We start from the raw sequence: 26,942 nt of genomic DNA, 5'->3' as shown, positions 1-26,942 counted from the left end.
GGGAACTCCGAGGAGTCCCACGGACGGCCGGACGGCCTGTCGGCACCACCGATCGCGATCAGAAAGCGGGCCGCTCCGGGTCCAGGGCCGCCAGCCCGGTCGTCGGCGAGGACGCCTCGGCGAAGTGGCGCCGCGGGATGCGGCCCGCGCGGTGCGCCAGCCGTCCCGCCTCGACCGCGTGCCGCATGGCCTCCGCCATCAGGACGGGTTCCTGCGCGCGGGTCACCGCCGAGGCCAGCATCACGGCCGCGCACCCCAGCTCCATGGCGAGCGCGGCGTCCGACGCGGTGCCGGCGCCCGCGTCGAGGATGACCGGGACGCCCGCGCGCTCGGTGATCAGCTGGAAGTTGTGCGGGTTGCGGATGCCGAGGCCGGAGCCGATCGGCGAGCCCAGCGGCATGATCGCGGCGCAGCCCGCGTCCTCCAGCTTGCGGGCCAGCACGGGATCGTCGTTCGTGTAGGGCAGGACGACGAAACCGTCGTCCACCAGGGTCTCCGCGGCGTCCAGCAGCTCCACCGGGTCGGGGAGCAGCGTGCGCTCGTCGGCGACCACTTCGAGCTTGATCCAGTTGGTGCCCAGTGCCTCGCGGGCCAGCCGGGCGGTGAGCACCGCCTCGCCCGCCGTGAAGCACCCCGCCGTATTGGGCAGGACGCGGATCCCGTGCCGTTCGAGTACGGACAGGACCGAGCCCTGCACGGTCGGGTCCAGTCGCCGCATGGCAACCGTGGTCAGCTCCGTACCGGAGGCGATCAGCGAGCGCTCCAGAACGTCCAGGCTGGGCGCTCCTCCCGTCCCCATGATCAGACGGGAGTGGAAGGTGGTGTCGGCGAGGGTGAGCAGATCGTCGGCCATGGTGGGATCAGCCTCCCTGCACGGCGGTGAGGACCTCGACCCGGTCGCCGTCGCCGAGCGGCGTGGCGGGCCACAGGCTGCGCGGCACGACGGCTTCGTTGAGCGCGGCGGCCACGCCACTGGGGGCCTGGGTGAGGGTGGCGACGAGCCGGTCGAGGGTGAGTCCGCCCGGGATCTCCCGGGACTCGCCGTTGACGGAGACGGACACGGTGGTGGCGGTCACTGGCGGGGCCTTCCTTGTGCGGGCGGGTGTGAAGACAGATGGGTGTTCATGAGAAAGCCGCGTTCGCTGAGGGGGAGGGGGAGGGGGTGGGAGGGCGTTGGGTGAGGGGGCCACAGGCATGGCGGCGGCCCCATGGGTGGCGGGGCACGAGGCATACAGGAGGAGCGGCGGGCCTTATGGGGGCACCGTTACGCCGACTGCTCCTGAAGCGCGCCTTCCCGCGCCCCCGCATTGAGGCCGTGCTCGCCGGAAAGGGCACGTTCCCCGGTCGCCGTGCCGCCCGTCCCCGTCCCTGCACCCGTCATCGGCGGGAAGCGGTCGGGCGTGAACGGACGGGCCTCCTCCGGGAGCCGCCCCGAGACCAGCACCTCGGCCATCACCTCGCCCGTGATGGGGGTGAGCAGCACGCCGTTGCGGTAGTGACCGGTCGCCAGAAGGAGGCCCGGCAGCGTGGTCGGCCCCAGGAGCGGCGCGTTGTCGGGGGAGCCGGGCCGCAGTCCGGCGCGGGTCTCCACCAGGGGCAGCTCGGTGATGCCGGGCAGGAGTTCGTGCGCGTCCCGCAGGAGTTCGTAGACGCCGCCGGCCGTGACGGTGGTGTCCCAGCCCATCTCCTCGCTCGTGGCGCCGAGCACCAGCTCGCCGTTCTCCCGAGGCACCAGGTAGACGGGGCCGCCGCGCACCACGGCCCGGACGGTCCGGGACAGGAACGGCGGGGCCCCGGCCGGTCCGGCCGGCATCCGCAGCCGCAGGACCTGGCCCTTGACGGGGCGGACCGGCGGCAGCACGGCGTCCGGCACCCCGGCCAGCCGCCCGCTGAGGCTGCCCGCCGCCAGCACGACCTGACCGGCCGTCAGGACCGTCCCGTCGGCCAGCTCCACCCCCTTGGCCCGCCCCGCGGCGACGATCAGCCGTTCGGCCTGAGCACGGTGGAAGGCGACCCCGGCGCGCTCGCAGGCGGTGAGCAGCGCGGCGGTCAGCCGCCGCGGGTCCACCTGGTGATCGCCGTCCACCCGCAGGCCCCCGCGCACGCCGGGCGCGAGCATCGGCTCCAGGCGGCGGCACTCGCGCCCGTTCAGCCACTCGGATTCCAGGCCCGTTCGGTGCTGGAGGGCGTGGAGTTCGCGCAGGTGGGCGCGGTCGTCGGCGTCGAGGGCGACGGCGAGCGTGCCGCACCGCCGGTAGCCGACGTCCTGTCCGGTGGCCTCCTCCAGTTCGGCGACGAATCGCGGATAACGGCGTGCCGAGGCGAGGTTGAGTCCCAGGAGGGTCTCCTCGCCGTAGTGCAGTTCGCTGACGGCGGCCAGCATCCCGGCCGCCACGTGCGCCGCCCCGCCCCCGGGCGCCGGGTCCACGACGGCGGCGCGCAGGCCCCGCAGGGCCGTCCGCCAGGCCGTGACCAGGCCGATGACGCCGCCTCCGACGACCAGGACATCGGGGTGCGGTGCGGTTGTCGCAGCAGGTGCGTGCATGGGTGTCCAGCCCCTCCCTTCGCCGGCATGACCCGGATCAGGTTCGTACGGTCGGAGGCCGCAGCAGCCTCCCTCTCAGCCCGATGCGTCAGGGCTCCCGCGAGTGCGTGTTCCCGTCACCCTAGTACGGGCCGCCGACGGGTCGTAAGGGAGCGCCCCCTCGGGCACCGGCGGGGCGCCTGAGGGCGCGGAGGGGCGGATCGGGCGCCCTGAGATGGTGCGCGACCGGCGTCCGGGCTTCTCTCGTGCCCCGTGTCACCGGTGGTCACGCTGTGTCGCACATCTCGTCGCGCGGTGCTGCGAACGCCGAAAGATGCCGTTTTACAGTGATCGGGTGAGCGAGCAGAGCAAGGCCTTCGAGACCACACCTGACCGCACGCGACGCGTTGTGATCGTCGGCGCCGGGATGGCCGGCGTCCAGACGGCGGTCGCGCTGCGCGAGCAAGGCTGGCGCGGAGTGATCACGCTCGTCGGCGCCGAGCCGCACCCGCCGTACGACCGGCCGCCGCTGTCGAAGGCGGTCCTGCTCGGCAAGGCCGAGGGCTCGGCCTTCGACGTGGACTTCCAGGCGCTCGGCATCGATCTGGACCTCGGTCGTTACGTCACGGGGCTGGCGGCCGGGGCCAAGGTGGTCGAGACGGACACCGGTCCGATCCCGTACGACCACCTCGTGATCGCCACCGGCGCCGAACCGGTCACACTGCCCGGCAGCGAAGGCGTGGACGGGGTCCACATGCTCCGCACCCTGGACGACGCCACGCGGCTGCGCCCCATACTGGCGGACCAGTGCGACGTGGTCGTCGTCGGCGCCGGATGGATCGGCGCGGAGTTCGCCACCGCGGCCCGCGAGGCCGGGTGCCAGGTCACCGTCGTCGAGGCCGCCGACCGCCCGCTGGCCGGCGCGCTGCCCGCCGAGGTCGCCGCCCATATGACGGGCTGGTACGCGGACTGCGGCGCGCGGCTGCACACAGGGACGCGGGTCGCCGCCATCGAGAAGGGCGCGGTCGCCCTCGCCGACGGCACGACGCTGCCCGCCGACGCCGTCGTGGTGGGCATCGGCGCCCGGCCCGCGACCGGCTGGCTGGCCGGTTCGGGCGTCGAACTGTCCCCCCACGACCGCTCCGTCCTGGCCGACGAGCGGCTGCGCACCTCCGTCCCCGACGTGTACGCGGTGGGCGACTGCGCCTCCTTCCCGTCCGCCCGGTACGGCAGCCGGCTGCTCGTCCACCACTGGGACAACGCGCTCCAGGGCCCCCGCACCGTCGCCGCCAACATCGCCCGCGGCGAGGCGGAGGGCCAGGTCTACGACCCGGTCCCGTACTTCTGGTCCGAGCAGTTCGGCCGCTTCGTCCAGTACGCGGGGCACCACGCGGAGGCGGACGAACTGATCTGGCGCGGCGACCCGGACAACGCCGCCTGGTCCGTGATCTGGCTGCGGGACGGCCGCCTCGTCGCCCTCCTCGCCGTCGGGCGCCCGCGCGACCTGGCGCAGGGGCGCAAGCTCATCGAGCGCGGCGCCGCCCTGGACCGCAGGCTCGCGGCGGACGCCTCGGTGCCCCTGAAGTCGGCGGTGCTGTGAGGCGCTGAGCCCCTGAAGTCGGCGGTGCTGTGAGGCGCTGAAGGCGACGCTCCGTCAGGTACGGGACGAGCGGAGACCCGGCCCTGGAAGGACCCGGGCCTCCGAAAAGCCGTGGGTTCACGGCCCTGCGGGGCGATGCGCCGGGTATCGGGCGGCGCCCGCCCGGCACCCCGAAGGCGATGCCCCGCTACCGACTGTCAGTGGGAGGTGGCAGGCTTGTCCCGTGACCGAGATTGACGCAAAGATCGATGGACTCGTCCCCGCCTGGCTCACCCTCCCCGACATCGCCGAACAGATCGGCGTCGAGGTGACCCGCGTGCGACAGCTGGTGAAGGAGGGCCAGCTGATCGCGGTGCGCCGCGGCGAGAACAGGGCACTGCACGTGCCGGCCGATTTCATCAAGGACGGCAAGGTCGTCAAGGGCCTTTCCGGGACGCTCACGCTCCTGCGGGACGACGGCTTCGCCGACGAGGAGATGCTGGAATGGCTCTTCACCGCCGATGAGACCCTGCCCGGCACGCCGGCGCAGGCGCTGCGGGAGAACCGCGGTACGGAGGTGAAGCGCCGGGCCCAGGCTCTCGCCGTCTGAAGCGGCCGTCCGACGTGTTCGTCCGACGTGTTCGTCTGACGTGTTCACCTGATGTGTTCGCCTGACGCTTTCGTCCCAGCCGGACGGCGAACCACGCGGTGGGGCCGGCCGAGACCGGCCCCACCGCCCCGGGCCAGGGGCGCGGATCTTCCCTTTCGCCCCCGCTTCCGGGGCCCCCTTCGCGGCGCTTGCGCCACCCTGTCCGCGGGGTCTCCCGGCCCCGGCTCGCGCGCCCTCCGCCGACCTGCGAGCGCGCTTTCCGCCCACCCGGAGCCTCCGCCCGTACGCACCTGCGTAATGTGGTCCGCGTTCCGACGCGTGGTGACGCCGACGTGTACGGCGCCGACGTACTGGACGCCGACCTGCCGGACGCCGACCCACGCACGCCGACGCGCGCGCGGCCGGAAGAAACCGGCCCGTACGCCCATGACCAGGGGGAAGCCGCCCGATGACCACCGCACGACAGGCCCTGGCCGACGCCCGTCTCTACCTGTGCACGGACGCCCGCAAGAAGCAGGGCGACCTCCCGCAGTTCCTGGACGCGGTGCTCACGTCGGGCGTCGACATCGTGCAGTTGCGGGACAAGGGCATGGAGGCCGGGGAGGAACTCGCCCACCTGGAGGTCTTCGCCGACGCCTGCCGCCGCCACGGCAAGCTGCTGGCGGTCAACGACCGCGCCGACGTGGCCCACGCGGCCGGTTCGGACGTGCTGCACCTGGGACAGGGCGACCTGCCCGTCCCGGCGGCGCGCGCCATCCTCGGTGAGGACGTGCTCGTCGGCCGCTCCACCCACGCGGAGGCGGAGGTGGACGCGGCGCTCACCGAGCCGGGCGTGGACTACTTCTGCACCGGCCCCTGCTGGCCGACCCCCACCAAGCCGGGCCGCCACGCCCCCGGGCTGGACCTGGTCCGGTACGCGGCGGCGGCCGAGCCGGCGCGTCCCTGGTTCGCGATCGGCGGCATCGACGCCGGCAACCTGGACGAGGTCCTGGCGGCCGGGGCCCGCCGGGTGGTGGTCGTCCGCGCCATCACGGAGGCCGACGACCCGGGCGCCGCCGCCGCGGAGCTGGCGAAGCGGGTCTGCGCGTACGGGAAGTGACCGGGTCCGCGTGTAGCGGGAAGTGGCCGGGGGCCGGGTGTACGGGAAGTGACCGGGGGTCGGGTGTACGGGAAGTGGCCGGGGCCGCGCGTCCATAGGTGCCCGGGGGCCGCGCGCCCATAGGTGCCTCGGCCGGATCGCCGAGCCGACGGTGGCGGTGTGCTGCCGCCGCGTGCGGACGCGGGGTGGCCGGGCGGTGTCCGATACGTGGACCGCAAAGCGGCAAAAGGGGCGTATCGCTGCCACTGGTTGGTGAGCGCCGGGCCGGTGGTTAACCTGCCGGTATGGCCCTAGGCACAGCTTCCACCAGGACTGATCGCGCACGAACCGTGCGCGAACTGCTTGCTTCCGGCAAGCGGTCGTATTCGTTCGAGTTCGCGGCCCCGAAGACGGAGAAGGGCGAGCGGACCCTGTGGAACGCCATTCGCCGGATCGAGGCCGTCGCGCCGACCTTCGTCTCCGTGACGTACGGCGCCGGCGGCTCGTCCCGTGAGGGAACGGTGCGGGCGACCGAGCGGATCGCCACCGAGACCACGCTCACCCCGGTCGCGCACCTGACCGCGGTCAACCACTCCACCGCCGAGCTGCGCAACGTCATCGGCCAGTACGCGGACGCCGGCATCCGCAACATGCTCGCCGTCCGGGGCGACCCGCCCGGCGACCCGATGGGCGAGTGGGTGCGCCACCCCGAAGGCGTGCGGTACGCCGTCGATCTGGTCCGGCTCATCAAGGAGTCGGGCGACTTCTGTGTGGGCGTGGCGGCCTTCCCCGAGATGCACCCCCGCTCGGTGGACTGGGACACCGACGTCCGGCACTTCGTCGACAAGTGCAAGGCGGGCGCGGACTTCGCCATCACGCAGATGTTCTTCTACCCCGAGGACTACTTCCGGCTGCGCGACCGGGTGGCCGCCGCGGGCTGCGAGACGCCGATCATCCCCGAGATCATGCCGGTGACCAATGTGCGGCAGATCGAGCGGTTCGCCCAGCTCAGCAACGCCACCTTCCCGCCCGAGCTGGCCGACCGGATCCTCGCGGTCCAGGACGACCCGGCCGCTGTACGCTCCATTGGTATCGAGTACGCGACGGAACTGTGTTCGCGTCTGATGGCCGAGGAGATTCCGGGGCTGCACTTCATTACCCTGAACCACTCCACGGCGACGCTGGAAATCTACGAGAACCTGGGCCTGCACCAGCGGCCGTGAGGGACCGCGACGGCGGTCCCTGACCGCGGCGGCCGGAGAGCGGCAGAAGATGGGGCGTACATGGGCTTGACGGTCCTCTACATCGCGTTCGGATTTGTCGCGCTCTGGCTCCTGGGCGAGGTCCTGCTCCAGTACAAGGCACCACTGCACTGGCGGCTGCTGGCGTTCGCCGGATTCCTCACGGTGGTCGCCGGGGTGGCATCGTCCCTGGTCGCCGTCATCGTGGCCGGCGCCCTCGTGTTCGCCGTCGGGCAGACGTACGTGACGCTCTCGGTCCGGCGCGGCGTCGCGGTGGGCTGGGCGCTGGGCGGCAAACCGGGGGAGAGCCGGCGGCGGAAGGGGGGCCGGGGCGGAGCCCCCGGCCGGTCCGCCCGCCGCGTCACGGCGCCCACCGGACCGGATCCGTCGCAGGCCGCGGGCGCTCCGGCCCCCGTCGGCGGGCCGACCGGGGTTCCCGCCTCCGGCCCGGCCGGTGCCCCCGCTTCCGACTTGGAGGCCACCGCCGCGTTCCCGGCGGTGTCCGACGCCCCGGACGCCGCGCCGCCATACGCCCCGCCCGTTCCCGAGGGCGCGGCCGGGCACGGTGGCCCCGGGGCGATGGACGACGCGACCCGGGTCGCCGACTACGCCGCCGCCTTCGACGGTTACGGCGGCCCCGACCAGCCGGCCGCGGGCCAGGCCCCGTACGCCGGTTACTACGGCGCCGACGCCGCGCCTCCGGCGCAGCAGGACCCGCTCTCCGCCTCCCCCACTCCCGCCGCTCCGCAGCAGGGTGCGCCCTATGCGCCGTACGAGCAGTTCGACGCCTACGGGCAGCCGTCCCCTTCCCCCTTCCCGCCGCAGCAGTACGGCGGCGAGCAGGGCCAGGTCTACGGCGACGTGTTCGGCGCCGGGCATCCCACGGGCACTTCGCACGGCGCCGCGCCGGGTGGCCGGGACGAGTTCGCCGACACCCCGCCCGGAGGCATCTGGGTGCCTCCGCAACGCCACGGCGATTTCCCGCCCCAGCCCCCGTACGACTCCCGGCAGGGTTACGACGGGCAGCGGTATTGAGCGTTCACGTATTCGGCCATTCCTGACGGCTCTTGCGGTGCTGCTGTTGCGGTGCCGCTTCGTTCTTGGCCGGCGCGCTGACGGCGGTTGCCGGGGTGGCGGGGGAGCGCCCGTTTCGCTTCCGTCCACGAAGCCGGGACAACGGGAACACGGCAAGCTCCGTCCCGTGAAGATTGCCTGATCACGGCAGTGAACCGGGGGCGCGGGTGGTGCCACCATGCCCTCGCGACGGTTGCGGCGCGACGGCTCGGCTACGGCGACGGTCCGGGGGCGGCGCGTCATCGTCTGGTGGCTCTGGTCGGTCCCGGCACCGATTCCCTGCGTTTCCGGATGCGAGGACGGGCTCGGCCACGTGTACCTGACGCCGGGCCTCGGCGAGGGCGACCGGTCGCGGCGGTGGAAGCGCGGGAGGAGTGGTGGGGATGGCGGAGCGGAAACTGGGAGGGCCCCGCGGGCGGAAGGTGCTGCCACCCCTCATCTTCGGCCTGATCTTCGTAGTGGCCTCCGCGGTTTCGTTCGGCTTCCTGCCGGGCGCGCTGGCGGATCACCGCGCGTACGCCTCTGCGTCCGCCTGCCCGGCGGGGGCCTCTCGTTCGGAATCGTGCAAGACCACGGTCCCGGGAACCATTAAGGACGTGCACCGGTCCGGCCGATCGAACGACCGTTTCTCGTTCCTCCTCACCGAACGGGGTGCGGACACCGAGCAGCGGGTGCGCATGTCCGATGAGTGGGGGTACCAGGCGGTGTACGAAGCCGTGCGGCCCGGCGACGAGGTGACGCTGACGTACTGGCGGGGTGAGATCCGCACCATACGGTTCGGCGCGGTCGCCGCGGAGACCAAGGCGTCACCGGCCGACGACTGGCGGTTTCCCACGGCTGCCGGCTTGGGGACCCTGTGCTTCGGGCTCGGCATGGTCTGGTTCGCCTGGTGGCAGCGCTACCGCTCCCGCTCCGCGAGGAGCGTCGCCCCCTGGGGACTCGTCGTCGGGGTCGGCGGTCCCTGCCTGCTGAGTGCTGTCGGCCTGCTCGCGGGCATGATGAGCAGCAGCCTGAAGGAGGCTCTCCTGACCATGGCAGCCGCCGTTCTGGTGGCCGCGTTCTTGGTTGGTGCGGGCGCGCGGGGATGGCGGCGGCGGATGATCCGCATCGCGGACACGAGCGATATCGTCCCGGTGCCGCCCACGGGGCAGAAATGCGTACGTGCGACCTTGCGCGGAAACGTTCCCTACGAGGTGATCGCTTACGACCACCTGGTGGTGGGGGACGGGCGTCCGGCCGTCACCCCGGACCCCGACGGGCGCTTCGCCCGCAAGACGCTTCCGGAGACGCTGAGCGTGCGGCGCGTCCGCGCACTGCGGAACGACGACCCCGAAGACTGGTTCCACGCCTACAAGTTGAAGGGCGTCGTCATCGAGTGCCGGGACGGTGACGAGCCCGTCCTCATCGTCACCAGACGGCGTGACGCTTCCCTGATCCTGGGCGCGCTGAGCGCCACCCCCGGCCCCGCGCGAACCGGACCGGGGGGCGAGGAACCGCACGTTTCAGCACAGCCGGGTTCCGTGGAAGGGGCCTAGCGCCCCTGGCCGGAGGCCGTCCGACATGGCGCCGGGCACCGGTCTGTGCCGACCCTGGACGCCGCGCCTCGCGCCGCTCTCACCTCACTGGGAGCCGCGCCAGTCGTCCCCATTGACGATGAGCCCGGCGACGATGGCCCCGGACATCCCGGCGTGGGCCAGCCCGCCTCCCGGGTGCGACCAGCCGCCGACCGTGTAGAGGCCGGGTATGTGTGTGCGGTTGGACGGGTGCAGGAAGCGCGCGTCGGCGCCGGCCAGCGACGGGCCCGTGACCCGTTCGTCCGCGGCGGGCGGGACGATCTCGCGCCACAGCAGGCGCTCGCGCAGGTCCGGTACGGCCGCCTCGGCGGCCTCGACCAGCCGGTCCGCGGCGGCCTGTGCCACCGCGTCGTCCGACCAGTCGACCGGGCCGGCGGGGGCCACTGTGGCGGACAGGGTCACGGCTTCGTGCTCCTCGTCCGGCCGGGACGTCGGGTCGTCCGGGCGCAGGGCGGTGACCGTCGGCCGCGGGCACACCGCGCCCGGCGTCCCCGAACCGCCGCCGAACACGCTCGCCAACTCGGCCTCGCGGTCCGCCGCGTGCACGACCGTGCGGTGCGCGGCGCCGGCCGGACGGGCGCCGCGCAGCGCGAGGCAGACGGTGAGCCGCGCCGGGGCCCGGTCGTGCGGCCCGGACTCCGGACGCACCTCTCCCTCCGGCCAGGGATCCCCGCCGTCGACGAGCGCGCGCACCGCGGCCGGCGCGACACCGGCGACGACGAAGTCCGCGTCGACGACCCGGCCGTCGCGCAGCTCGACGCCCGCCGTCCGCCCGTCCTTGCCGACGATCCGCGCCACCTCGGCCTCGAAGGCGAACCGCACCTTCCGCTCGACGCACCGTTCGTACAGCGCGTCCGCCAGCGCGCGGACGCCGCCCTTCGGATACCAGCTCCCGAAGGTCTGCTCCATGTACGGCAGCACGGCGGCGCTCGCGGGCGCCGTCCGCGGATCGAAGCCGTACGCCAGCGCGTGGCTCTCCAGCAGGGCGATCAGCCGCGCGTCGGCCAGCTCCCGCCGGGCCACCTCGGCCAGGCCCGGCGCGGTGGACCTGCCGCGCCCGAACAGCCTGCGCCCGGCGAGCCCGCGCCCGCGCACCGCCGGGTAGGGATCGCGGCCCAGCACCTGCCAGTCCCGCCACAGGGGCTCCTCCAGGAGCGGGCGTCGCGTCGCGTCCCACGCCTCGCGGGCCCGCTGGATCAGCGCGCTCCAGCGCTCGCCCGCACCGGCGCCCAGGGCGGCGTCCAGCGCCTCCAGCACCCCGGCCCGGGAGGCGTTCGGCAATGAGACGTCCGTACCGTCCGCGAACACATGGCGGGAGGCGGGATCGACCTGCGTCAGCTCGATGCGGCTCTCCAGGGATTCACGGCCGGTCTTGAGGAACAGATCCCGGTAGACCGCCGGCAGGTGCAGCAGACCCGGCCCCGTGTCGAAGCCGAAGCCCGCCCGCTCCAGACGGCGCACCACACCGCCGTGCGTCCGCCCGCGCTCGTACACCGCCACCTCGTGGCCCGCGACGGCCAGCCGGGCAGCCGCCGCCATGGCGCCCATCCCGGCGCCGATCACCGCAATCCGTGCCATGCCCGCGACTTTATCCGGGGCCACTGACAACGCCCGCACCGCCGGTGGCGCGGGGTCCTCCGGTGCGGTGGGGCGGCGTCGCGTCCTGCGGCTGTTTCCCGGCGCCTGGCGGGCCGGGGGAAAGGGACGGGGCGCTGAGCTCGACGGTGCGCCGCTCCGTGTACGGGCAAGGTGCCGGGCCGGCGATACCAGTCGGGGTATGCGTCGTTGGGAAGTCGTGGACGCCGTCTCAGGGCCGTCGCATCCGGTACTCACATACCCGCCTGGGTATGTTTCCGGCGAGTGGACGCACCCAACCGTTCTTGAGGGTGCGTGCTCAGGCTTGAGTATCCGTACCTAGCCGCCGAGATGAGTAGGTACGCGGATGGGCGGTCACCGGGCCGGACGGAAGAGTGGTGACCACGGAAGGGACGCGGCGCCGGCACCGCCGGCACGGGGCGGCGGAACGGCGCGGCATCCCTGACGTGACGGGGGAAGACCGGGGGCTCCACGGGGGAAGCGGAGCCCTTACGGGGGAAGTGGGGAGCTCCACGGGGGAAGCGGAGCTCTCACGGGGGAAGTACGGGGGAGTCACGGGGGAAGCGCTGTCCTGGTCGGGCCGGTCGGGGGAACGATCCGCGCCAGGACAGCGCGCTTTCCGCCCACCCGGCGCCGCACCGGAGACGCTGGGGCCCCGTCGGTGCCTACGGAGCGCTGTGTCTCATACGAGGACACGCGCTCTTTTGGCCTTTGTGGCCGGCTTCGGTCTTTCCCGACCACGCGTGATCCCTGAAACCTGAAATCCGAGGCCTGCGGGATCTCCGCGCCTCGGGGCGGGCGGGGCGATCTCCGAGGCCTCGCGGGGACGGGCTACGCGCGGTGACCGGTCACCCGTCCCTGGAGCAGCCGCGACAGTGCCGCGTGGACGTCGTCGATCGAGCGGTGCGGCTGGTAGGACTGCCAGTCCAGCGCGGCCACCAGCACCATGCCGAACAGTGCGGACGCCGTCAGCGGGATGTCGATCTCCTCGCTCAGCTCCTCGGACTCCACCGCCTCCCGGATCACCCCCTCCACCACGGTGATCGCCCGCTCCCGCACCCCCATCAAGGTGGACTGCCAGGTCCGGTTGGTCCGCCACAGCTCGGCCACGTAGAGCTGGGTCAGCGCCGGGTAGCGGGCGATGAAGTCCAGACCGGACCGGATCATGGCGTCCAGCGCGTCCACCCGCGAGCCACCCCGCTCCGCCACCGCGTCGGCGGCCTCCTGCAGAGAGGTGGCCAGCATCTCGATGCCGTGTCGCAGCAGCTCCTCGAAGAGCACGTTCTTGCTCGTGAAGTTGTAGTAGACCGTGCCCTTCGCGACGCCCGCCCGCTCGGCGATCTCGTCCACGGTGGTGGACGAGAAGCCTTGTTCGGCGATGAGCGTGACCGCGGCCTCGAAGAGCTTGCGCCGAGTGGCCTGGCGGCGGGTGTGGGAGCTTTCCATGAAGCCGATTCTCCCGCTCCGCGTGGTCACCGTGCTCACGGGCCCGGTCCCGGGCGCGGGGAGCGCGCGACCGGGGCGGCCGGGGCTCCGCCAGGGAACGCCCCGCGGCGTTCGCGTTCCGCGTCCCTCTTCCCAGCAGGCACGTCCGGCTTCCGCCGACCCGTCCCCGGCGAACACGTCCGGGGCCTGCCGCTCCGTGCTCGGCAAACGCGTCGGACTCCGCCGCCCCGCTCCCGGGAAACACATCGCGCTCCGCCGCCCCAGCCGACGCGGAACGCATCCGGATTTTGCCTACCTCCCCCGGAAAACGGCAGGTCAGAGCCGATTGTCAGTGGTGCACGTCACGATGGGGTCACGCGGTTCCGAACCGTCATGCGACGACAGGAGGTTCGTCATGGCAGCCAGTCCCGCCGTGGGCCAGCCCGCTGCGTACGGTCCCCCGAGTGATGTCCACCCCGTCCTCCGCAGGGCAGCCGCCCCGGCCGCCGCCCTCGACCTGCTCAACCAGGCCCAGCGCGGCCTCGAAGAAGCCGCGAGCCTCGAAAACCCCAATGAGCGCTACGCCACCGCCCACCTCGCGGCCCTGCGCACCGCCGCCGCCGTGCTGGCCGTCCGCGCGCGCCCGGAGACGACGCCCCGCCGACGACAGCGCATACGCAGTGCCTGGGAGGTGCTGCCCGAGGTGGCTCCCGAACTGTCCGAGTGGAGCGCTCTGTTCGCCTCCGGCGCACCCCGCCGGGCCCGGGCCGAGGCGGGCATAGCCGGCGCGGCCGGCCGACGTGACGCGGACGACCTCCTGCGGGACGCGGCGATGTTCCTGCGCCTGGTCGAGCGGATGCTGCTCCTCCAGCCCGCGCTGCCGCCCCGGCAGGCCGGATGAGCGGGGCCGGGCGAGCCGAGCCGGATGAGGTAGGCGGGATCAGCCGGGCCGGGTGCGCCGAGCCGGACGAGATAGGCGGGATCAGCCAGGCCGGATGAGCCGGACCGGACGAGGTGAGCCGGTGCGCCGCACCGGCGGCTGACCCCGCGGACGGTCGCCGCGGCGGGAGCCGGGGCCCGGTGCCCGCTCCCCGCCCCGCCTCGGACCGCCGTGCGTCGGCGCGGCCCCGCGTGTTTGGTCCCGGCGCCACAAGGCACTCGTACCGCGCCGGACACCACGAGGCCCAGGGGCGAACGAGCCGGAGGCCGAGAGGGACGTCGGCCTCACGGCCCGGTCGCCGTGGGAAACGGAACGATCCGCGAGAACGCGACGATCCGCATGACCAGCTCGGTCCCGGAGCGCGACCGGGGCCCGGACCGGAAGGAGGAGCTGCCTATGGGCGGGTGAGCGAGCCCGGGGAACGGCCCCGGCGAACGGGTCGAGAGGCGTGCCCGGCGGTGGGTGCGCGTCGCATTAGGGTGGAGGGGCTATCCGTTCATGCCCCGCCGAGGAGCCACCCGCCGTGTCTGACCCGCTGCGCCCGCGCGCATCCCTTCGTACCGCCGTGGTGTGGGAGGTCCTCCGGGGCGCCCTGGAGCGCCGGGCCAAGGCCGCCGGGCGTGACGCCCTGGACGTCCTGGACACCGGCGGCGGCACCGGCAACTTCGCGGTGCCGGTGGCGCGCCTGGGCCACCGCGTCACCGTGGTCGACCCCAGCCCCAACGCGCTGTTCGCGCTGGAGCGACGGGTGGCCGAAGAGGGCGTCGCCGACAGGGTGCGCGCTGTCCAGGGGGACGCCCACGGCCTGTTCGACGTGGTCGAGCGGGGCGGCTACGACGTGGTGCTGTGCCACGGCGTGCTGGAGTACGTGGACGACCCGGCCGAGGGCGTGCGCAACGCCGTCGACGCGCTGCGTCCCTCCGGCACCCTGAGCCTGCTCGCCGCGGGCCTGGGCGGTGCGGTGCTGGCGCGCGCGCTTTCGGGTCACTTCACGGAGGCGCGGCACGCCCTGACGGACCCGGCCGGCCGCTGGGGCGAGGGCGACCCGGTGCCCCGCCGGTTCACCGCGGAGCAGCTCTCCGAGCTGGTCTCGGCCACCGGCCTGGAGATCGGCGCCGTGCACGGCGTGCGGGTCTTCGCCGACCTGGTGCCGGGGGTGCTGGTGGACACCGAGCCCGGGGCGATGGAGGCACTGCTGAAGCTGGAGGCCGCCGCCGCCGAGCAGCCCGCCTTCCATGCCGTAGCCACCCAACTGCACGTACTGGCCGACCGAGGCTGACCCGCTGGCCTGCGCGTTTTCCGGACGCTGTTGGGCTCGGGCCACCCGATCAGCCGTTCCTCCCCGTATGATCGGAGGTACGGCGTCCGGCATGACGGATGGGCGGGTGGGGAATGCAGGCTGCAGCACCACCGACCGCCGTGGCGGCCCGGACAGTGAATTGGCGTAGAGGGGCGGGTTTCACGGGGGCGATTCCCTGCCTATCCTGAAAGGGTCGCACCCGGTCGCCCCCCGCGACCGACGAGTAGGAGGACTCCGTGCCGCTCTCGGAGCACGAGCAGCGCATGCTCGAGCAAATGGAGCGAGCGCTGTACGCCGAAGATCCCAAGTTCGCGACAGCGCTTGAGGGAAGCGGGCTGCGTACGTACACCCGGCGACGGGTCTACCAGGCGCTGGCGGGCTTCCTTGTGGGTATCGCTCTCCTGATGGCCGGGATGGTCGCACAGCAGATCTGGGTCAGCGTGGTGGGCTTCCTCGTCATGCTCGGCTGTGCGGTGCTCGCGGTGACGGGCTGGCGCAAGGCCCCCAAGCCGGGTGAGCAAGCGACCGGCGGCGGGCGCCAGGGCGGCCCTCGGGGCCCGGGGGGAGCGGCGACCAGGCGTCAGACGCGACAGCGCCGTTCGATGATGGACCGCATCGAGAACCGGTGGCAGCGGCGCCGCGACGAGCAGGGCCATTGATCCGTAGCTTCGTGCGGGCGTGAGGTTCCTCGCGCCGCGCCGATCTCCTTCCTTCTGTCTTGGCCTGCTGAGCGGTCCGGCCCGGGGATTCCCGGGCCGGACCGCTTTGTCGTGTGTGCGGGGCGAGTAACAGGTCTCGGTGTTCTCGACGGGGTGGGAAGGACCTGCGGATGGGCTGCCCCAGCACGTGTTGCGGTGGGCCGATGGGCGCTGGCGCCGTTCTCATACCGGCGGCCCTCGTAGGTCGGCGGCGGGGGAGGAGCTGCCTTCCGGGCCTGGCCTGTTTCCGCCCGTCTGAGTCCCCGGACGCCGACGGGGGCAGCAGAGGGCCCGCCTCGTCCCAGTGTGACGCGGGCCGCACCACACGCCCCCGTCGGACGAGCGGACCGCCACCGACCGACGGAGAAGGGCACCAAACGGTCACGATCCGGGCGGTGCGGTGCCCTACACCTGCCGCCGTGACGGCCGGAGGGTGTCGGCCGCTCGGCGGGTGCGGGCGGCCGTCCGGCTGGTGCGCCACCGCTCCAGGAGGGACGAGGCGTAGGCGGACAGTGCCCACAGGGCGCGTATCGAGGAGCGGGGCATGACCTCGGCGCGCAGCCGCCGTACCCCCGACGCCCGCAGGCGCAGGGCCGCCCGGACGGTCGCGACGTCCTGGACGAGGGTGGGCGCGGGCTGGGGCCGGGGCGCGTAGAGCACGTGCTCCACGGAGGTGGCGACCCGGTGCGCCGCCTCCGCGGCGGGAGCGGGCAGGCCGCCGGCCTCGACGATGCGGGCCGCCGCCTTGCGGGGGCTCAGCGTGTCGTCCGGCGGGATGCCGAAGTCCCAGGCGGAGTCGACCAGCTCCCGCCAGCCCGCGAGGATGTGTGCGCAGCCGTCCCCGCCGTGCCGGCCGGGGGACAGCCGCCGGGTCCTGGCGCTGGTCCGCCACAGCATCGGCGCGGAGGCGAGCGCGAGGATCAGAAGGAGGAGGGAACCGGCCAGCAGGGTTGCCGGGGACCACCACCAGGCGTCGTCGTCCTGCGGGTGGGCGCCCGACTGGGCGGGCGACGCCCCGCAGCCGGCCACCCGGCGCTGATCGGGGGCGCAGCTCGGGGAGGGTGCGGCGCCCGCCGGAGGTGCGGCGCTGGAGGACGGCAGCGGATCGGCGCCGCGGCCGGCGGTTCCGGAGGGGGTGTCGGTGAGGGTGTAGTCCGGCGGCGTGCCCCGGCTGGGGGTCGGCTCGAAGCGGGTCCAGCCGATGCCCTCGAAGTACAGCTCCGGCCAGGCGTGCGCGTCCCGGAGGCCGACCGAGGTGGTGCCGTCGGGCTGCTTGATGCCGGGCGTGAAGCCGACGGCGACCCGCGCCGGGAGCCCCAGCGTCCGTGCCATCGCCGCCATGCTGAAGGCGAAGTGGACGCAGAAGCCCTCCTTCTGCGCCAGGAACCGGGCGATCGCCTGGGTGCCGCTGCCCGCCTCCACCTCGGTGTTGTAGCTGAAGCCGCCTTCGAGGGCGAACCAGTCCTGGAGCCGTACGGCCTTCTCGTACGCGGAACGCGCGCCGCGCGTCACCTGGAGTGCCGTGCGGTGCACCACGCCGGGGAGCGAGTCCGGGACCTTCGTGTACTCCCGCAGGAAGTCCTCGGGCGGCGTCGCGGCGGCGGCGAGCTGCCGGGCGGTGGGCCGCACGAGCAGGCTCTCCACCTGGTACTGGACGCCGCGGGTGCTCTGGCCGCGGTCGCCCACCAGAGTGCGGCCCATCGGTTCGAAGCGCCAACGTCCGGAGATCTCGACCTTGGACGCGGGGTAGGGGAGCGGCAGCCAGCTCTGGGCGTACCACTCGGCGGTCGATATCGACGTGTTGATCTTCGTGATGTCCACGTCCGGGCCCAGGCCGGGCGGGGTGGGCAGCCGGTCCGGGACGTCCCGGACCGTGCGCTCGGAGGGCTTCCAGGCCCGCCCGTCGAATTGGTCCAGGGCGACGATGCGCAGGTACAGGTCCCGGGTGTCGGCGCTGGTGGTGCGGTAGTTCAGGACCTCGCGGTCCTCCGGCTGCCGGAGGCTGTCCTGGAGGGAGACCAGGGGGTTCACCGCGGAGATCGTGCCGTTGGCGCCGGTGCCCAGCCCTTCGCCGCGGGGGAGGAGGAGGCCGCCTCCGAACGCGGGTAGCGCGGCGGGGACGACCAGCGCGATGCCCAGCACGAGGGCTCCGATGCGGCGGCCCGTGCGGACCGGCGCCAGCGCGGGCCCACCGCCGGACGCGGTGGCGAAACTCTGCCCGCCGGTCACGGCGGGCCGGTCGCCGCCCGGCGCGGCGCCGCCGAAGACGCGTCCCCACTGGGAGAGCCGGTCCCGGCCCTCGGCCAGGAGGAGCAGGAGGTAGCCGGCCGCGGCCACCAGGAACCACAGCCAGCCCGCCCCGCCCTGGGACAGCCCCGCCGCCACCGAGTACAGCGCGAGCAGCGGCAGCCCGGCGGGCGCGGCGCTGCGGTAGGTGACCGCCAGGGTGTCCACCGCCAGGCCGATCACCAGCACCCCGCCGACCAGGAGCAGGCGGATGCCCTCGGTGACCGGGGCCGGTATGGCGTAGCGCCCGACGTCGGCGACGCCTTCCTGGACGAGCTGGCCGAACTCCCGGAAGACGTCCGGGCCGGGCAGCACGCCGATGACGGCCTGCCGGTGGGCGAAGAGCACGGTGAGCAGCAGCAGCCCCACCAGCGCCTGTGCGGCCACCGTCAGCGGACGCGGCAGCGGCACCCGGCGGGCCAGCGCGCCGACACCGGACACGACGGCGAGCAGGATGGCCGCCTGGAAGATCCAGCCCATGGGTTCCACCAGCGGCAACAGGGCGCAGGCCGTGCCGAGCGTCGCCACCGCCGCGCAGACCGTCAACCGCGCCCGCCCGCTCATGCGCCCCTCCCGCTCGCCGAGGACTCGCTTGCCGGGGATCTGCTCACCCGGGATCCGCACGGGTGGGCCCGCCCCGTCCATCGGCCCGTGGTCGTCCGCCCGCTCATGACGTGCCCCCTGCGGCCGTGCCGTCCGAGTCGCCGCCGGTGGGCCACGGGTCCCGGGGGACCCCGGCCCGTCCGGCCCGGGAACCGTTCCCGGTGGGCGCGGCGCCGGTGGGAGGGCCGCCGGGCTTCCCGTCCCCTGGAGCCGCCGCCCCGGGTGGCATGCCGACCGGGGAGCGTCTGCCCGCGTCGGGGCCGCCGTACGCGGACCCGGCCGGGGCCCGCGGTCCCGGACGCCCGGCCGCCGCATGGCCCGCGGTCCCGTCCGGCGTACCGGGAACCGCCGATCGGGCGGCTCCTCCCCCGGATGCCGAAGGCGCCCGCTGGGCGGGCACCGCGGCGCGGTCGGCCTGCCGCCACAGGTCCGCCAGCGCGTCGCCGGGGGAGACGGGAAGGGCCTTCCACCCCGCCTCGTGGAGCAGGCGCAGCCGCTCCGCCAGCGGCGTCTGCCCGCCGGTGAGGCGGATGCCGCCCGGCCCGCTCGCCCAGGCGTCACCGTCCAGCACGAAGGCCACGGCCGCCCCGGTGCGCTGCCGCATCCGCCCGGCCACCGCCGCCTGCTCCTCGTCCAGATCGCCGAAGAAGGCGATCAGCAGCCCTTCGTTGCCGCCGCGCAGCACGTCGTACGCCCGGGAGAGGCCCGGCTCCTCGGAGTGCTCGACGACGGCGAGGGTGTCCAGCAGCAGCCCCGCCGCGTCGGCGGAATCGGTGCCGCCGCCGTAGCCCCCCACCCCGTCGGGGCCGGGCACGGAGGTGCCCGCGTCGGTCAGCAGGCGCACCGAGAAGCCGCGCTCCAGCAGGTGCGTCGCCGTCGAGGCCGCGGCGGAGACCGCCCACTCGAAGGCGGAGTCGGGCCCGGCGCCGAAGTGGGCCGTCCGGCGGGTGTCCAGCAGCACCGTGCAGCGGGCCTTCTGGGGCTGCTCCTCGCGGCGGACCATCAGCTCGCCGTAGCGGGCGGTGGACCGCCAGTGCACCCGGCGCAGGTCGTCGCCGTGGCGGTAGCCGCGCGGGATGACGTCGTCCTCACCGGCCAGCGCCAGCGAGCGCTGCCGTCCGTCGCCGTACCCGGAGGCGTCGCCCACCAGGCGCACGGGAGGCAGCGGCTCGACCCGGGGGACGACCATCAAGGTGTCGTACGCGTGGAAGGAGCGGGACAGCTCGCACATCCCGAAGGGATCGGAGAGCCGCAGTTGCAGCGGGCCCAGGGGGAAGCGCCCGCGCAGGTCCGAGCGCACCCGGTAGGACACCTCGCGGCGCCCGCCCGCCTCGACCCGGTCCAGGACGAAGCGCGGCCGGGGGCCCAGCACGTAGGGCACCCGGTCCTGGAGCATCAGCACGCCCGTGGGCAGGCGGGAGACGTTCTCCAGCCGCAGCCGGACCTGGGACTCGGCCGCGGCCGGCACCCGGGCCGGGGAGAGCGTCCGGCTGCCCGAGACCCGGTAGCGGGTGCGGTACAGCACCACCACGCAGACCAGGGGCAGCGAGGCCAGCAGCAGGCCGACCCGCAGCAGGTCCGCCTGCCCCAGGGCGTAGGAGCACACGGCCGCGGCGAGCCCCGCCGCGAGGAAGGACCGTCCGCGGGTGGTCAGCCCGCTGAGCGCGGCCCGCAGCCCGCTCCGCTCCGGAGCGCTCCGGCTTCCCCCGTCGGACATCAGAACCCCTGCCTGCCGGGCGGCCGGCCGCCGTGGGGCGGTCGCCACTGCTGGGCGGACGGGTCCGGCACTGGGACCTGCCGCAGGATTTCCAGGACGACCTGCTCGGCCGTCCGGCGGTTCAACTGGGCTTGGGCGGTGGGCAGCAGACGGTGCGCCAGCACGGCCACCGCCAGCGACTGCACGTCGTCCGGCAGCGCGTACTCCCGCCCGGCGAGCGCCGCCGCGGCCTTCGCGGCCCGCAGCAGGTGCAGCGTCGCCCGCGGCGAGGCGCCCAGGCGCAGCTCGGGGTGGCCGCGGGTGGCCGTCACCAGGTCCACCGCGTATCTGCGGACCGGTTCGGCGACGTGCACCGTGCGGACCGCGTCGACGAGTTTGACGATGTCGTGGGCGTGCGCGACCGGTTGCAGGTCCTCCAGGGGCGAGGTGGCGCCGTGGACGTCCAGCATCCGCAGCTCCGCCTCCGGAGCCGGGTACCCGATGGAGACCCGGGCCATGAAGCGGTCGCGCTGGGCTTCGGGGAGCGGGTAGGTGCCCTCCATCTCGACCGGGTTCTGCGTGGCGACCACCATGAAGGGGCTGGGCAGCTCGTACGTCTGCCCGTCCATCGTCACCTGCCGCTCCTCCATCGACTCCAGCAGCGCGGACTGGGTCTTGGGGGAGGCGCGGTTGATCTCGTCGCCGATGACGATCTGGGCGAAGACGGCGCCGGGCTTGAACTCGAAGTCCCGCCGCTGCTGGTCGAAGACGCTCACGCCCGTGATGTCCGACGGCAGCAGGTCGGGCGTGAACTGGATCCGCCGCACCGAGCAGTCGATGGACCGGGCCAGCGCCTTGGCCAGCATCGTCTTGCCCACGCCCGGCACGTCTTCGATGAGCAGGTGGCCCTCGGCGAGCAGGACCGTCAGCGAGAGCCGTACGACCTCCGGCTTGCCCTCGATCACACCCTCCACCGACCGGCGCACCCGCTCCGCCGTCGTGGTCAGATCGCTGAGGCTCGCTCGCTCGTCATAGGTCGTCACCCGGCCCTCCTCGGCCCGTCCTCCGGTCCGGCGCCCTCGCGCGCCGCCCGGCCCACCCCGAAATGCGTGTCACGCCCGGCCAGGCCGGCGCGATGTCTCATAGGCATTCTTGCCGCCCCCGCACCCCCGCGTCATGGCCTGTGGATAACTCCGGCCGTTCCGCACCGGCGGAGGCGTGGAGCCCGCGCGGACCCGCTGCCGGAGGACGCGCGCACGGCCCTCGGCACCGGTCGGACCGGCCGAACGGTGCCGGGGGCACGGTGCTACCGGGCCGCCGGCCGGGCCGGAAACGGCCCGCTCCGGACGGGAGCCTCCTGGCTGCCCGTCCGGCGCGGAAACGAGGTCACTGGGGGTCGATCTCCCGCAGCAGACCGGTCGTCACGTCGAAGACGAACCCCCGCACGTCGTCCGTGTGCAGGAGGAACGGCGAGGTGCGCACGCGTTCCATCGACTGCCGGACGTCCTCGTCGAGGTCCTTGAACGCCTCGACCGCCCAGTTGGGCCGCTGGCCGACCTCCGCCGCCAGTTCCTGGCGGAAGTCCTCGGTCAGGTTGAGCAGGCCGCAGCCCGTGTGGTGGATGAGGACGACCGAACGGGTGCCCAGCGCCCGCTGGCTGATGGTCAGGGAACGGATGATGTCGTCGGTGACCACCCCGCCCGCGTTGCGGATCGTGTGGCAGTCGCCGAGCTGGAGGCCCAGCGCGTCGTGGAGGTCCAGACGCGCGTCCATGCAGGCCACCACGGCGACCTTGAGGACGGGCCGGGCGTCCATGCCCGGGTCGGTGAAGTCGGCGGCGTACTGTCGGTTGGCCTCGACGAGACGGTCGGTGACCGTTGCGGCCGGGTGACCGACGCTGTCGGCGGATGGGGGCAGCGGTTGCGACGCAGGTATCGGCATACAAATACGGTAAGCGTCATCGGTCCGAATGACCGCACGTGGGGACGGGCATAGGGGGCGGCATCACCCTCTGTGAGGTAACCCACAGGTCTCACCGGCCGCCGCCATCCGGGTGACGGCGCCGGACGGCCGGCCGGATCGCCCGTCCCTCCCCTCGCCCGCCGCCTCCCCCGGACCGCGATCAATATCGTCCGCGCAATGATCGAGATTCGTCCGGAAGACGCCCCAGGACGCGCGGAACCGGTTGATTGACCGTGCGGAGCAGTGGACTAAAGTGGCGCGAAGTGGGAGGCGTGACGCTCTCCTCGGATCCCGAATCCCTAGCGTGCGCGACCTGCACGTACGGCTCGGCCTCCTCCCGCTCCACCGGTCTTCCGACGTCACTTCCCCGTCGCCGGACGACCACCTCCCCTTCAGAGCGGGCGGGGACCAAGCGGTACGTGCGGCGACCCCCAGCCAACGGCCGGGGGACCCCCTGCCGCCCACCCATCGGAAGGCGCATGAGCAGCAACACTCGCCACGTACCCGTCATGCTCCAGCGTTGCCTGGACATGCTCGCCCCGGCGCTCGCCGAGCCAGGAGCGGTCGTCGTCGACTGCACGCTCGGCCTGGGAGGGCACAGCGAGGCGCTGCTGACCACCTTCCCGGCGGTCCGCCTGATCGCCCTGGACCGCGACCCGGCGGCACTCAAGCTGGCCGGGGAGCGCCTGGCGCCGTTCGGCGACCGCGCCACGCTCGTGCACGCCGTCTACGACGAGCTGCCCGAGGTCCTGGACCGCCTGGGCGTGCCCCGGGTGCAGGGCGTCCTGTTCGACCTCGGGGTGTCCTCCATGCAGCTCGACGAGGCCGACCGCGGGTTCGCCTACGCGCAGGACGCGCCGCTGGACATGCGCATGGACCAGTCGACCGGCATCAGCGCGGCCGAGGTGCTCAACACCTACCCGCCCGGCGAGCTGGTGCGGATCCTGCGCGCCTACGGGGAGGAGAAGCAGGCCAAGCGCATCGTGGAGGCGGTGGTGCGTGAGCGCGCCAAGGAGCCGTTCACCAACAGCGCCCGGCTGGTCGAGCTGATCCGCGACGCGCTGCCGCAGGCCGCCAAGCGCACCGGCGGCAACCCCGCCAAGCGCACCTTCCAGGCCCTGCGCATCGAGGTGAACGCCGAGCTGGCCGCCGTCGAGAACGCCGTTCCGGCCGCCGTCAAGGCGCTCGCGGTGGGCGGCCGGATCGCCGTCCTCGCCTACCACTCGCTGGAGGACCGGATCGTCAAGCAGGTCTTCGCGGCCGGCGCGGCCAACACCGCGCCGCCCGGCCTGCCGGTCGTACCGGAGCAGTACCAGCCGCGCCTGAAGCTGCTGACCCGCGGCGCCGAACTGCCCACGGAGCAGGAGATCGCCGAGAACCGGCGGGCCGCCCCCGCCCGGCTGCGCGGCGCGCAGCGCGTTCGCGAGGACATCGCGTGAGCGGGGCGGGGCGGTCACGCGGCGGGGCGCCACGCCTCGCCGGGCTGTTCCCGTCCCGTACGGGCTCCCCCGCGCGTACGCCCTTCGTCTTCCTGGTCGTCGTCCTGCTCGGCTCCGGGCTGATCTCCTTGCTGCTGCTCAATTCGGCCCTCAACCAGGGCTCGTTCGAACTGAGCAAGCTCCAGAAGAAGACCGAGGAGCTGACGGACGAGCGGCAGGCGCTCCAGCAGGAAGTGGACTCCTACTCCGCTCCCGGGGCGCTGGAACGGCGCGCCCGTGAGCTGGGCATGGTGCCCGGCGGCAACCCGGCCTTCCTGGAGCCGGACGGGACGGTCCGCGGCAAGCCGAACGAGGCCACCGGCGGGGCGTCCGTCCTGATCGCTCCCGTTCCGTCGTACCTGAGCCCGTCCGACCCCTTCGCCCCGTCCGCTCCTCCGGGCCGGCCCGACAAGGCGGCGTCCCCATGACCGACCCCAAGAACCCGCGCTCCCGGGACCCGCGTTCCTCGGACGGCCGTCCTCAGGACGGCGACCGCCGCGTACCCCGGCCGGCCCAACCCGGCCGGAACCGCCAGGACGGCGGCCGGCGCCCGCAACAAAGCGGCCAGCGCCCGCAAGATGGCAGCCAGCGACCGCAACGAAACGGCCAGCGCCCCCAGCAGGGCGACCCGCGACCGCAACAAAACAGCCAGCGCTCGCAGCAAGACGGCCATCGACCGCAACAAAGCAGCCAGCGGCCCCAGCAGGGCGACCCGCGACCGCAACAAAACGGCCAGCGCCCCCGCCGCCCTCAGAGCGGCGCCGAGCGCTCCCAAGGCACCCAGCGGGACGCGCGCACCCCACGGGCGCAGGACGCCTCCCGGCTCCAGAGCGGCCCCCGTTCGACGAGCGCCTCTCGCTCGCAGGGCACCCCGCGTACACAGGGCAGGCCCCAGAGTCAGAGCACCTCCCAGAGCCAGGGCGCGAAGGGCCAGGCCGGGTCCCGCTCCCAGCCCTCCTCCCGCGCGCAGGGCACCTCCCGAAGCCGCGCGCAGGGCACCTCCCGTACCCAGCCCGCACGCCCTCCCCAAGCCTCCCGCCCCTCCACCAAGGCATCGGCGTCCGGAACACCGCCCGCTAAGCCCCCCGCCACCAAGCGGCTGCCCGTGGGTGAGCCCCCTGCCCAGGCATCAGGCGCACGCCGTCCCGCCTCGGCCCCGTCGCGCACAAACGCTTCCGCGGCAAGCACGGCCAAAGCGGCAGGCGCAGCGAAGGCGGCAGGCGCAACCAAAGCGGCCAACGCGGCTAACACGGCCAAGGGGAACAAAGCCGCGCAAGCATCCCCGTCCGGATCGGCGTCCTCCTCCAAACGCCCCCCGGCCCAGCGCCCGCCCGCCAAGCGCCCTCCGGCCCGCCCCGGTGCGACGGCGTTGCGGCTGGCCAGTCCGCGTCCGCGGCTGCGGCTGGTCTCGCTGGCGCTCACGCTGGTGCTGCTGGTCTTCGTCGTCCGGCTGATCCAGGTGCAGGTGGTGGACGCCGGCGCCTACGCGGCCAAGGCCAACGAGAACCGGTACGTACCGGTCAAGCTGGCGGCCGAACGCGGCGCGATCACCGACCGGAACGGCGTGCACCTGGCCGCCACCGTGGACGCGTACGACATCACCGCCGATCCCAGCCTGCTCGCGCCCGACAAGATCAGGATCACGGACGCGCCGCAGCGGGCCGCCGCCCTGCTCGCGCCGATCCTCCACGAGGACGAGGCGACGCTGGCCAAGAAGCTCTCCAAGTCCTCCGCGCGCTACGTCCTGCTCTCCAAGCAGCAGAGCCCGCAGGTCTGGAAGCGGATCAAGGACCTGCGCAACGAGCTGGAGGGCAAGGCCGCGCGGGCCGAGCGGGAGGCCCGGCGCGCCGCCGCCCAGGCCGCCAAGGAGAAGAAGGACGAGGACGACGCCAAGGCGCCCGCGCTCGACCCGGCCAAGCTGCGGCCCAACGTCCTGGTGGGCGTCTTCGCGGACAAGCACAGCAAGCGCGTCTACCCGAACCACGACCTGGCCTCCGGCGTGCTCGGCTTCGTCAACAGCGAGGGCCGGGGCGCGGGCGGCCTGGAGGCGCGGCTGGACCGGCAGCTCGCCGGCAAGGACGGCACGCTCCTGTACGCGCAGTCCGGGGGCCGCCGGGTGCCCACCGCCGACAACCAGGAGCAGCCGGCGGTGCCCGGCACCAACGTCGAGCTGACGCTGGACCGCGACATCCAGTGGATGGCCCAGCAGGCCATCAGCCGCCAGGTGGCCGAATCGGGCGCGGACCGCGGTTACGTCGTCGTCCAGGACGCCCGGAGTGGCGAAATCCTGGCCCTGGCCAATTCGCCTGGTTTCGACCCCAACGACATCTCGAAGGCGGACCCGGAGGCGCTGGGCAACGCCGCGCTCTCGGACGCGTACGAACCCGGCTCCACCAGCAAGGTCATGTCGATGGCGGCGGTCCTGGAGGAGGGCGCCGCGACGCCCGCCACCAGGGTGACCGTCCCCAACCGGCTGCACCGGGGCGACCGGCTGTTTTCGGACGACATCGATCACCCCACCTGGCACCTGACCCTCAACGGTGTCCTGGCCAAATCGAGCAACATCGGCACCATCCTGGCGACCGAACAGCTGGGCAAGACCCGCGCGGAAGCCAACAAGGTGCTGTATTCCTACCTGAGCAAGTTCGGGATCGGGCGGCCCACCGGGCTGCACTTCCCCGGCGAGACGGCGGGCATCCTGGCCCCGCCGCAGACGTGGAGCACCTCGCAGCAGTACACGATCCCCTTCGGGCAGGGCCTGTCCCTGAACGCCGTCCAGGCCGCGTCCGTGTACTCCACGATCGCCAACGGCGGCGAGCGGATCACCCCCACCCTCACGCGCGGCACCACCGGCCCGGACGGCCGGTACACCCCCGCGCCCAAGCCCGAGCGGACCCGGGTGATCAGCGAGAAGACCGCCCGGACACTGGCACAGATGCTCGAATCCGTGGTCGACGACGAGGAGGGCACCGGCGAGAAGGCGAAGATCGAGGGCTACCGGGTCGGCGGCAAGACCGGCACGTCCAACCGGGTGGACCCCAAAACGGGCCGCTACCGGGGCTACACCGCCTCCTTCGCCGGCTTCGCGCCCGCCGACCAGCCGCGCGTCACCGTCTACTGCGCCGTGCAGAACCCCACCCGGGGCAGCTACTTCGGCGGCCAGGTGTGCGGCCCGATCTACAAGCGGGTCATGGAGTTCGCGCTGAAGACCCTCCAGGTTCCGCCGAGCGGCACCCAGCCCCCGCGGCTGCCGGTCACCTTCCGGCCGGGCACCTGAG

The 26,942-nt window shown here is 73.7% G+C and carries 20 protein-coding genes, 1 pseudogene and 1 riboswitch; of the genes and pseudogenes, 12 read left to right on the top strand and 9 right to left on the bottom strand.

Going from position 1 to position 26,942, the window contains the following annotated elements; all coding sequences use genetic code 11:
- Positions 1 to 58: 58 nt before the first annotated feature.
- The 3 genes from ABZX96_RS07400 to thiO all read right to left on the bottom strand — a co-directional run bounded on the left by ABZX96_RS07400 (position 59) and on the right by thiO (position 2,545).
- The gene (locus ABZX96_RS07400; protein ID WP_355539339.1) at positions 59 to 853 is read right to left on the bottom strand and encodes a thiazole synthase; all 795 of its coding nucleotides are present in this window, start codon (positions 851 to 853) and stop codon (positions 59 to 61) included.
- 7 nt (positions 854 to 860) lie between these two features.
- Entirely contained in the window at positions 861 to 1,076 is a 216-nt protein-coding gene (gene thiS, locus ABZX96_RS07395) for a sulfur carrier protein ThiS (RefSeq protein WP_355539337.1), read from the bottom strand.
- Positions 1,077 to 1,264: 188 nt separating this feature from the next.
- Complete coding sequence (gene thiO, locus ABZX96_RS07390; protein ID WP_355539334.1) at positions 1,265 to 2,545, bottom strand: glycine oxidase ThiO; 1,281 nt, start codon at positions 2,543 to 2,545, stop codon at positions 1,265 to 1,267.
- Positions 2,543 to 2,656, bottom strand: a riboswitch (TPP riboswitch). Its footprint overlaps the gene before it by 3 nt.
- A 295-nt stretch (positions 2,657 to 2,951) precedes the next feature.
- Here thiO and ABZX96_RS07385 point away from each other — a divergent pair.
- The 6 genes from ABZX96_RS07385 to ABZX96_RS07360 all read left to right on the top strand — a co-directional run bounded on the left by ABZX96_RS07385 (position 2,952) and on the right by ABZX96_RS07360 (position 9,641).
- Positions 2,952 to 4,124: an FAD-dependent oxidoreductase gene (locus tag ABZX96_RS07385; RefSeq protein WP_355539574.1), complete on the top strand. Its 1,173-nt coding sequence runs from the start codon at positions 2,952 to 2,954 to the stop codon at positions 4,122 to 4,124.
- A 223-nt stretch (positions 4,125 to 4,347) separates the two neighbouring features.
- A complete protein-coding gene (locus ABZX96_RS07380) occupies positions 4,348 to 4,713 on the top strand; it encodes an Rv2175c family DNA-binding protein (RefSeq protein ID WP_355539332.1) in 366 nt (121 codons plus the stop codon).
- A gap of 448 nt (positions 4,714 to 5,161) precedes the next feature.
- The gene (gene thiE / locus ABZX96_RS07375; protein WP_355539329.1) at positions 5,162 to 5,812 is read left to right on the top strand and encodes a thiamine phosphate synthase; all 651 of its coding nucleotides are present in this window, start codon (positions 5,162 to 5,164) and stop codon (positions 5,810 to 5,812) included.
- 284 nt (positions 5,813 to 6,096) lie between these two features.
- Positions 6,097 to 7,014: a methylenetetrahydrofolate reductase [NAD(P)H] gene (gene metF / locus ABZX96_RS07370; RefSeq protein WP_355539326.1), complete on the top strand. Its 918-nt coding sequence runs from the start codon at positions 6,097 to 6,099 to the stop codon at positions 7,012 to 7,014.
- A 60-nt stretch (positions 7,015 to 7,074) separates the two neighbouring features.
- Positions 7,075 to 8,067 carry a hypothetical protein gene (locus ABZX96_RS07365; RefSeq protein ID WP_355539324.1) on the top strand — a complete coding sequence of 331 codons (993 nt, stop codon included), beginning with the start codon at positions 7,075 to 7,077 and terminating at the stop codon, positions 8,065 to 8,067.
- Between the two features lie 422 nt (positions 8,068 to 8,489).
- A complete protein-coding gene (locus tag ABZX96_RS07360; protein ID WP_355539321.1) occupies positions 8,490 to 9,641 on the top strand; it encodes a hypothetical protein in 1,152 nt (383 codons plus the stop codon).
- An 84-nt stretch (positions 9,642 to 9,725) separates the two neighbouring features.
- Here ABZX96_RS07360 and ABZX96_RS07355 read toward each other — a convergent pair whose 3' ends face one another.
- Entirely contained in the window at positions 9,726 to 11,258 is a 1,533-nt protein-coding gene (locus ABZX96_RS07355) for an NAD(P)/FAD-dependent oxidoreductase (RefSeq protein WP_355539318.1), read from the bottom strand.
- 849 nt (positions 11,259 to 12,107) lie between these two features.
- Positions 12,108 to 12,722: a TetR/AcrR family transcriptional regulator gene (locus tag ABZX96_RS07350; protein WP_355539315.1), complete on the bottom strand. Its 615-nt coding sequence runs from the start codon at positions 12,720 to 12,722 to the stop codon at positions 12,108 to 12,110.
- 394 nt (positions 12,723 to 13,116) lie between these two features.
- On the opposite strand from ABZX96_RS07350, the gene ABZX96_RS07345 reads away from it, so the two are divergent.
- The 3 genes from ABZX96_RS07345 (at position 13,117) to ABZX96_RS07335 (ending at position 15,600) form a co-directional block, all read left to right on the top strand.
- Positions 13,117 to 13,602 carry an SAV_6107 family HEPN domain-containing protein gene (locus tag ABZX96_RS07345; protein WP_355539312.1) on the top strand — a complete coding sequence of 162 codons (486 nt, stop codon included), beginning with the start codon at positions 13,117 to 13,119 and terminating at the stop codon, positions 13,600 to 13,602.
- Positions 13,603 to 14,164: 562 nt separating this feature from the next.
- The gene (locus ABZX96_RS07340; RefSeq protein WP_355539309.1) at positions 14,165 to 14,920 is read left to right on the top strand and encodes a methyltransferase; all 756 of its coding nucleotides are present in this window, start codon (positions 14,165 to 14,167) and stop codon (positions 14,918 to 14,920) included.
- A 257-nt stretch (positions 14,921 to 15,177) separates the two neighbouring features.
- The gene (locus ABZX96_RS07335; RefSeq protein WP_355539306.1) at positions 15,178 to 15,600 is read left to right on the top strand and encodes a DUF3040 domain-containing protein; all 423 of its coding nucleotides are present in this window, start codon (positions 15,178 to 15,180) and stop codon (positions 15,598 to 15,600) included.
- A 444-nt stretch (positions 15,601 to 16,044) separates the two neighbouring features.
- Here ABZX96_RS07335 and ABZX96_RS07330 read toward each other — a convergent pair whose 3' ends face one another.
- The 4 genes from ABZX96_RS07330 to ABZX96_RS07315 all read right to left on the bottom strand — a co-directional run bounded on the left by ABZX96_RS07330 (position 16,045) and on the right by ABZX96_RS07315 (position 22,165).
- A complete protein-coding gene (locus ABZX96_RS07330) occupies positions 16,045 to 18,489 on the bottom strand; it encodes a DUF3488 and transglutaminase-like domain-containing protein (RefSeq protein WP_355539571.1) in 2,445 nt (814 codons plus the stop codon).
- 103 nt (positions 18,490 to 18,592) lie between these two features.
- Positions 18,593 to 20,245 carry a DUF58 domain-containing protein gene (locus tag ABZX96_RS07325; protein WP_355539303.1) on the bottom strand — a complete coding sequence of 551 codons (1,653 nt, stop codon included), beginning with the start codon at positions 20,243 to 20,245 and terminating at the stop codon, positions 18,593 to 18,595.
- Positions 20,245 to 21,267 carry a MoxR family ATPase gene (locus tag ABZX96_RS07320; RefSeq protein WP_355539300.1) on the bottom strand — a complete coding sequence of 341 codons (1,023 nt, stop codon included), beginning with the start codon at positions 21,265 to 21,267 and terminating at the stop codon, positions 20,245 to 20,247. The genes ABZX96_RS07325 and ABZX96_RS07320 overlap by 1 nt, the downstream gene beginning before the upstream one ends.
- Positions 21,268 to 21,610: 343 nt before the next feature.
- Entirely contained in the window at positions 21,611 to 22,165 is a 555-nt protein-coding gene (locus ABZX96_RS07315; protein ID WP_355539297.1) for a carbonic anhydrase, read from the bottom strand.
- 500 nt (positions 22,166 to 22,665) lie between these two features.
- Between ABZX96_RS07315 and rsmH the strand changes: the two genes are divergently transcribed.
- From rsmH to ABZX96_RS07300, 3 genes and pseudogenes are all read left to right on the top strand, one after another.
- Complete coding sequence (gene rsmH, locus ABZX96_RS07310) at positions 22,666 to 23,625, top strand: 16S rRNA (cytosine(1402)-N(4))-methyltransferase RsmH (protein ID WP_355539294.1); 960 nt, start codon at positions 22,666 to 22,668, stop codon at positions 23,623 to 23,625.
- Complete coding sequence (locus tag ABZX96_RS07305; RefSeq protein ID WP_355539291.1) at positions 23,622 to 24,092, top strand: septum formation initiator family protein; 471 nt, start codon at positions 23,622 to 23,624, stop codon at positions 24,090 to 24,092. Before rsmH ends, ABZX96_RS07305 begins: the two co-directional genes overlap by 4 nt.
- Before the next feature lie 914 nt (positions 24,093 to 25,006).
- Positions 25,007 to 26,941 (top strand): annotated as a pseudogene (locus ABZX96_RS07300) (penicillin-binding protein 2); the annotation flags it as partial.
- Between the last annotated feature and the right edge of the window lies 1 nt (position 26,942).

Source organism: Streptomyces sp. NPDC003077, assembly GCF_040611095.1.
Lineage (GTDB): Bacteria > Actinomycetota > Actinomycetes > Streptomycetales > Streptomycetaceae > Streptomyces.
Note: the sequence above shows the minus strand (reverse complement) of the source record. Positions and strands in the feature narration are given on the sequence as shown.

Excerpts from the sequence above, each read along its gene's own strand:
- ABZX96_RS07345 (WP_355539312.1), top strand. The coding sequence starts at position 13,117 with ATGGCAGCCAGTCCCGCCGTGGGCCAGCCCGCTGCGTACGGTCCCCCG.
- ABZX96_RS07325 (WP_355539303.1), bottom strand. The coding sequence starts at position 20,245 with ATGTCCGACGGGGGAAGCCGGAGCGCTCCGGAGCGGAGCGGGCTGCGG.
- ABZX96_RS07385 (WP_355539574.1), top strand. The coding sequence starts at position 2,952 with ATGGCCGGCGTCCAGACGGCGGTCGCGCTGCGCGAGCAAGGCTGGCGC.
- ABZX96_RS07315 (WP_355539297.1), bottom strand. The coding sequence starts at position 22,165 with ATGCCGATACCTGCGTCGCAACCGCTGCCCCCATCCGCCGACAGCGTC.
- thiE (WP_355539329.1), top strand. The coding sequence starts at position 5,162 with ATGACCACCGCACGACAGGCCCTGGCCGACGCCCGTCTCTACCTGTGC.
- ABZX96_RS07350 (WP_355539315.1), bottom strand. The coding sequence starts at position 12,722 with ATGGAAAGCTCCCACACCCGCCGCCAGGCCACTCGGCGCAAGCTCTTC.
- ABZX96_RS07355 (WP_355539318.1), bottom strand. The coding sequence starts at position 11,258 with ATGGCACGGATTGCGGTGATCGGCGCCGGGATGGGCGCCATGGCGGCG.
- rsmH (WP_355539294.1), top strand. The coding sequence starts at position 22,666 with ATGAGCAGCAACACTCGCCACGTACCCGTCATGCTCCAGCGTTGCCTG.
- ABZX96_RS07400 (WP_355539339.1), bottom strand. The coding sequence starts at position 853 with ATGGCCGACGATCTGCTCACCCTCGCCGACACCACCTTCCACTCCCGT.
- metF (WP_355539326.1), top strand. The coding sequence starts at position 6,097 with ATGGCCCTAGGCACAGCTTCCACCAGGACTGATCGCGCACGAACCGTG.
- ABZX96_RS07365 (WP_355539324.1), top strand. The coding sequence starts at position 7,075 with ATGGGCTTGACGGTCCTCTACATCGCGTTCGGATTTGTCGCGCTCTGG.
- thiO (WP_355539334.1), bottom strand. The coding sequence starts at position 2,545 with ATGCACGCACCTGCTGCGACAACCGCACCGCACCCCGATGTCCTGGTC.
- ABZX96_RS07330 (WP_355539571.1), bottom strand. The coding sequence starts at position 18,489 with ATGAGCGGGCGGGCGCGGTTGACGGTCTGCGCGGCGGTGGCGACGCTC.
- ABZX96_RS07360 (WP_355539321.1), top strand. The coding sequence starts at position 8,490 with ATGGCGGAGCGGAAACTGGGAGGGCCCCGCGGGCGGAAGGTGCTGCCA.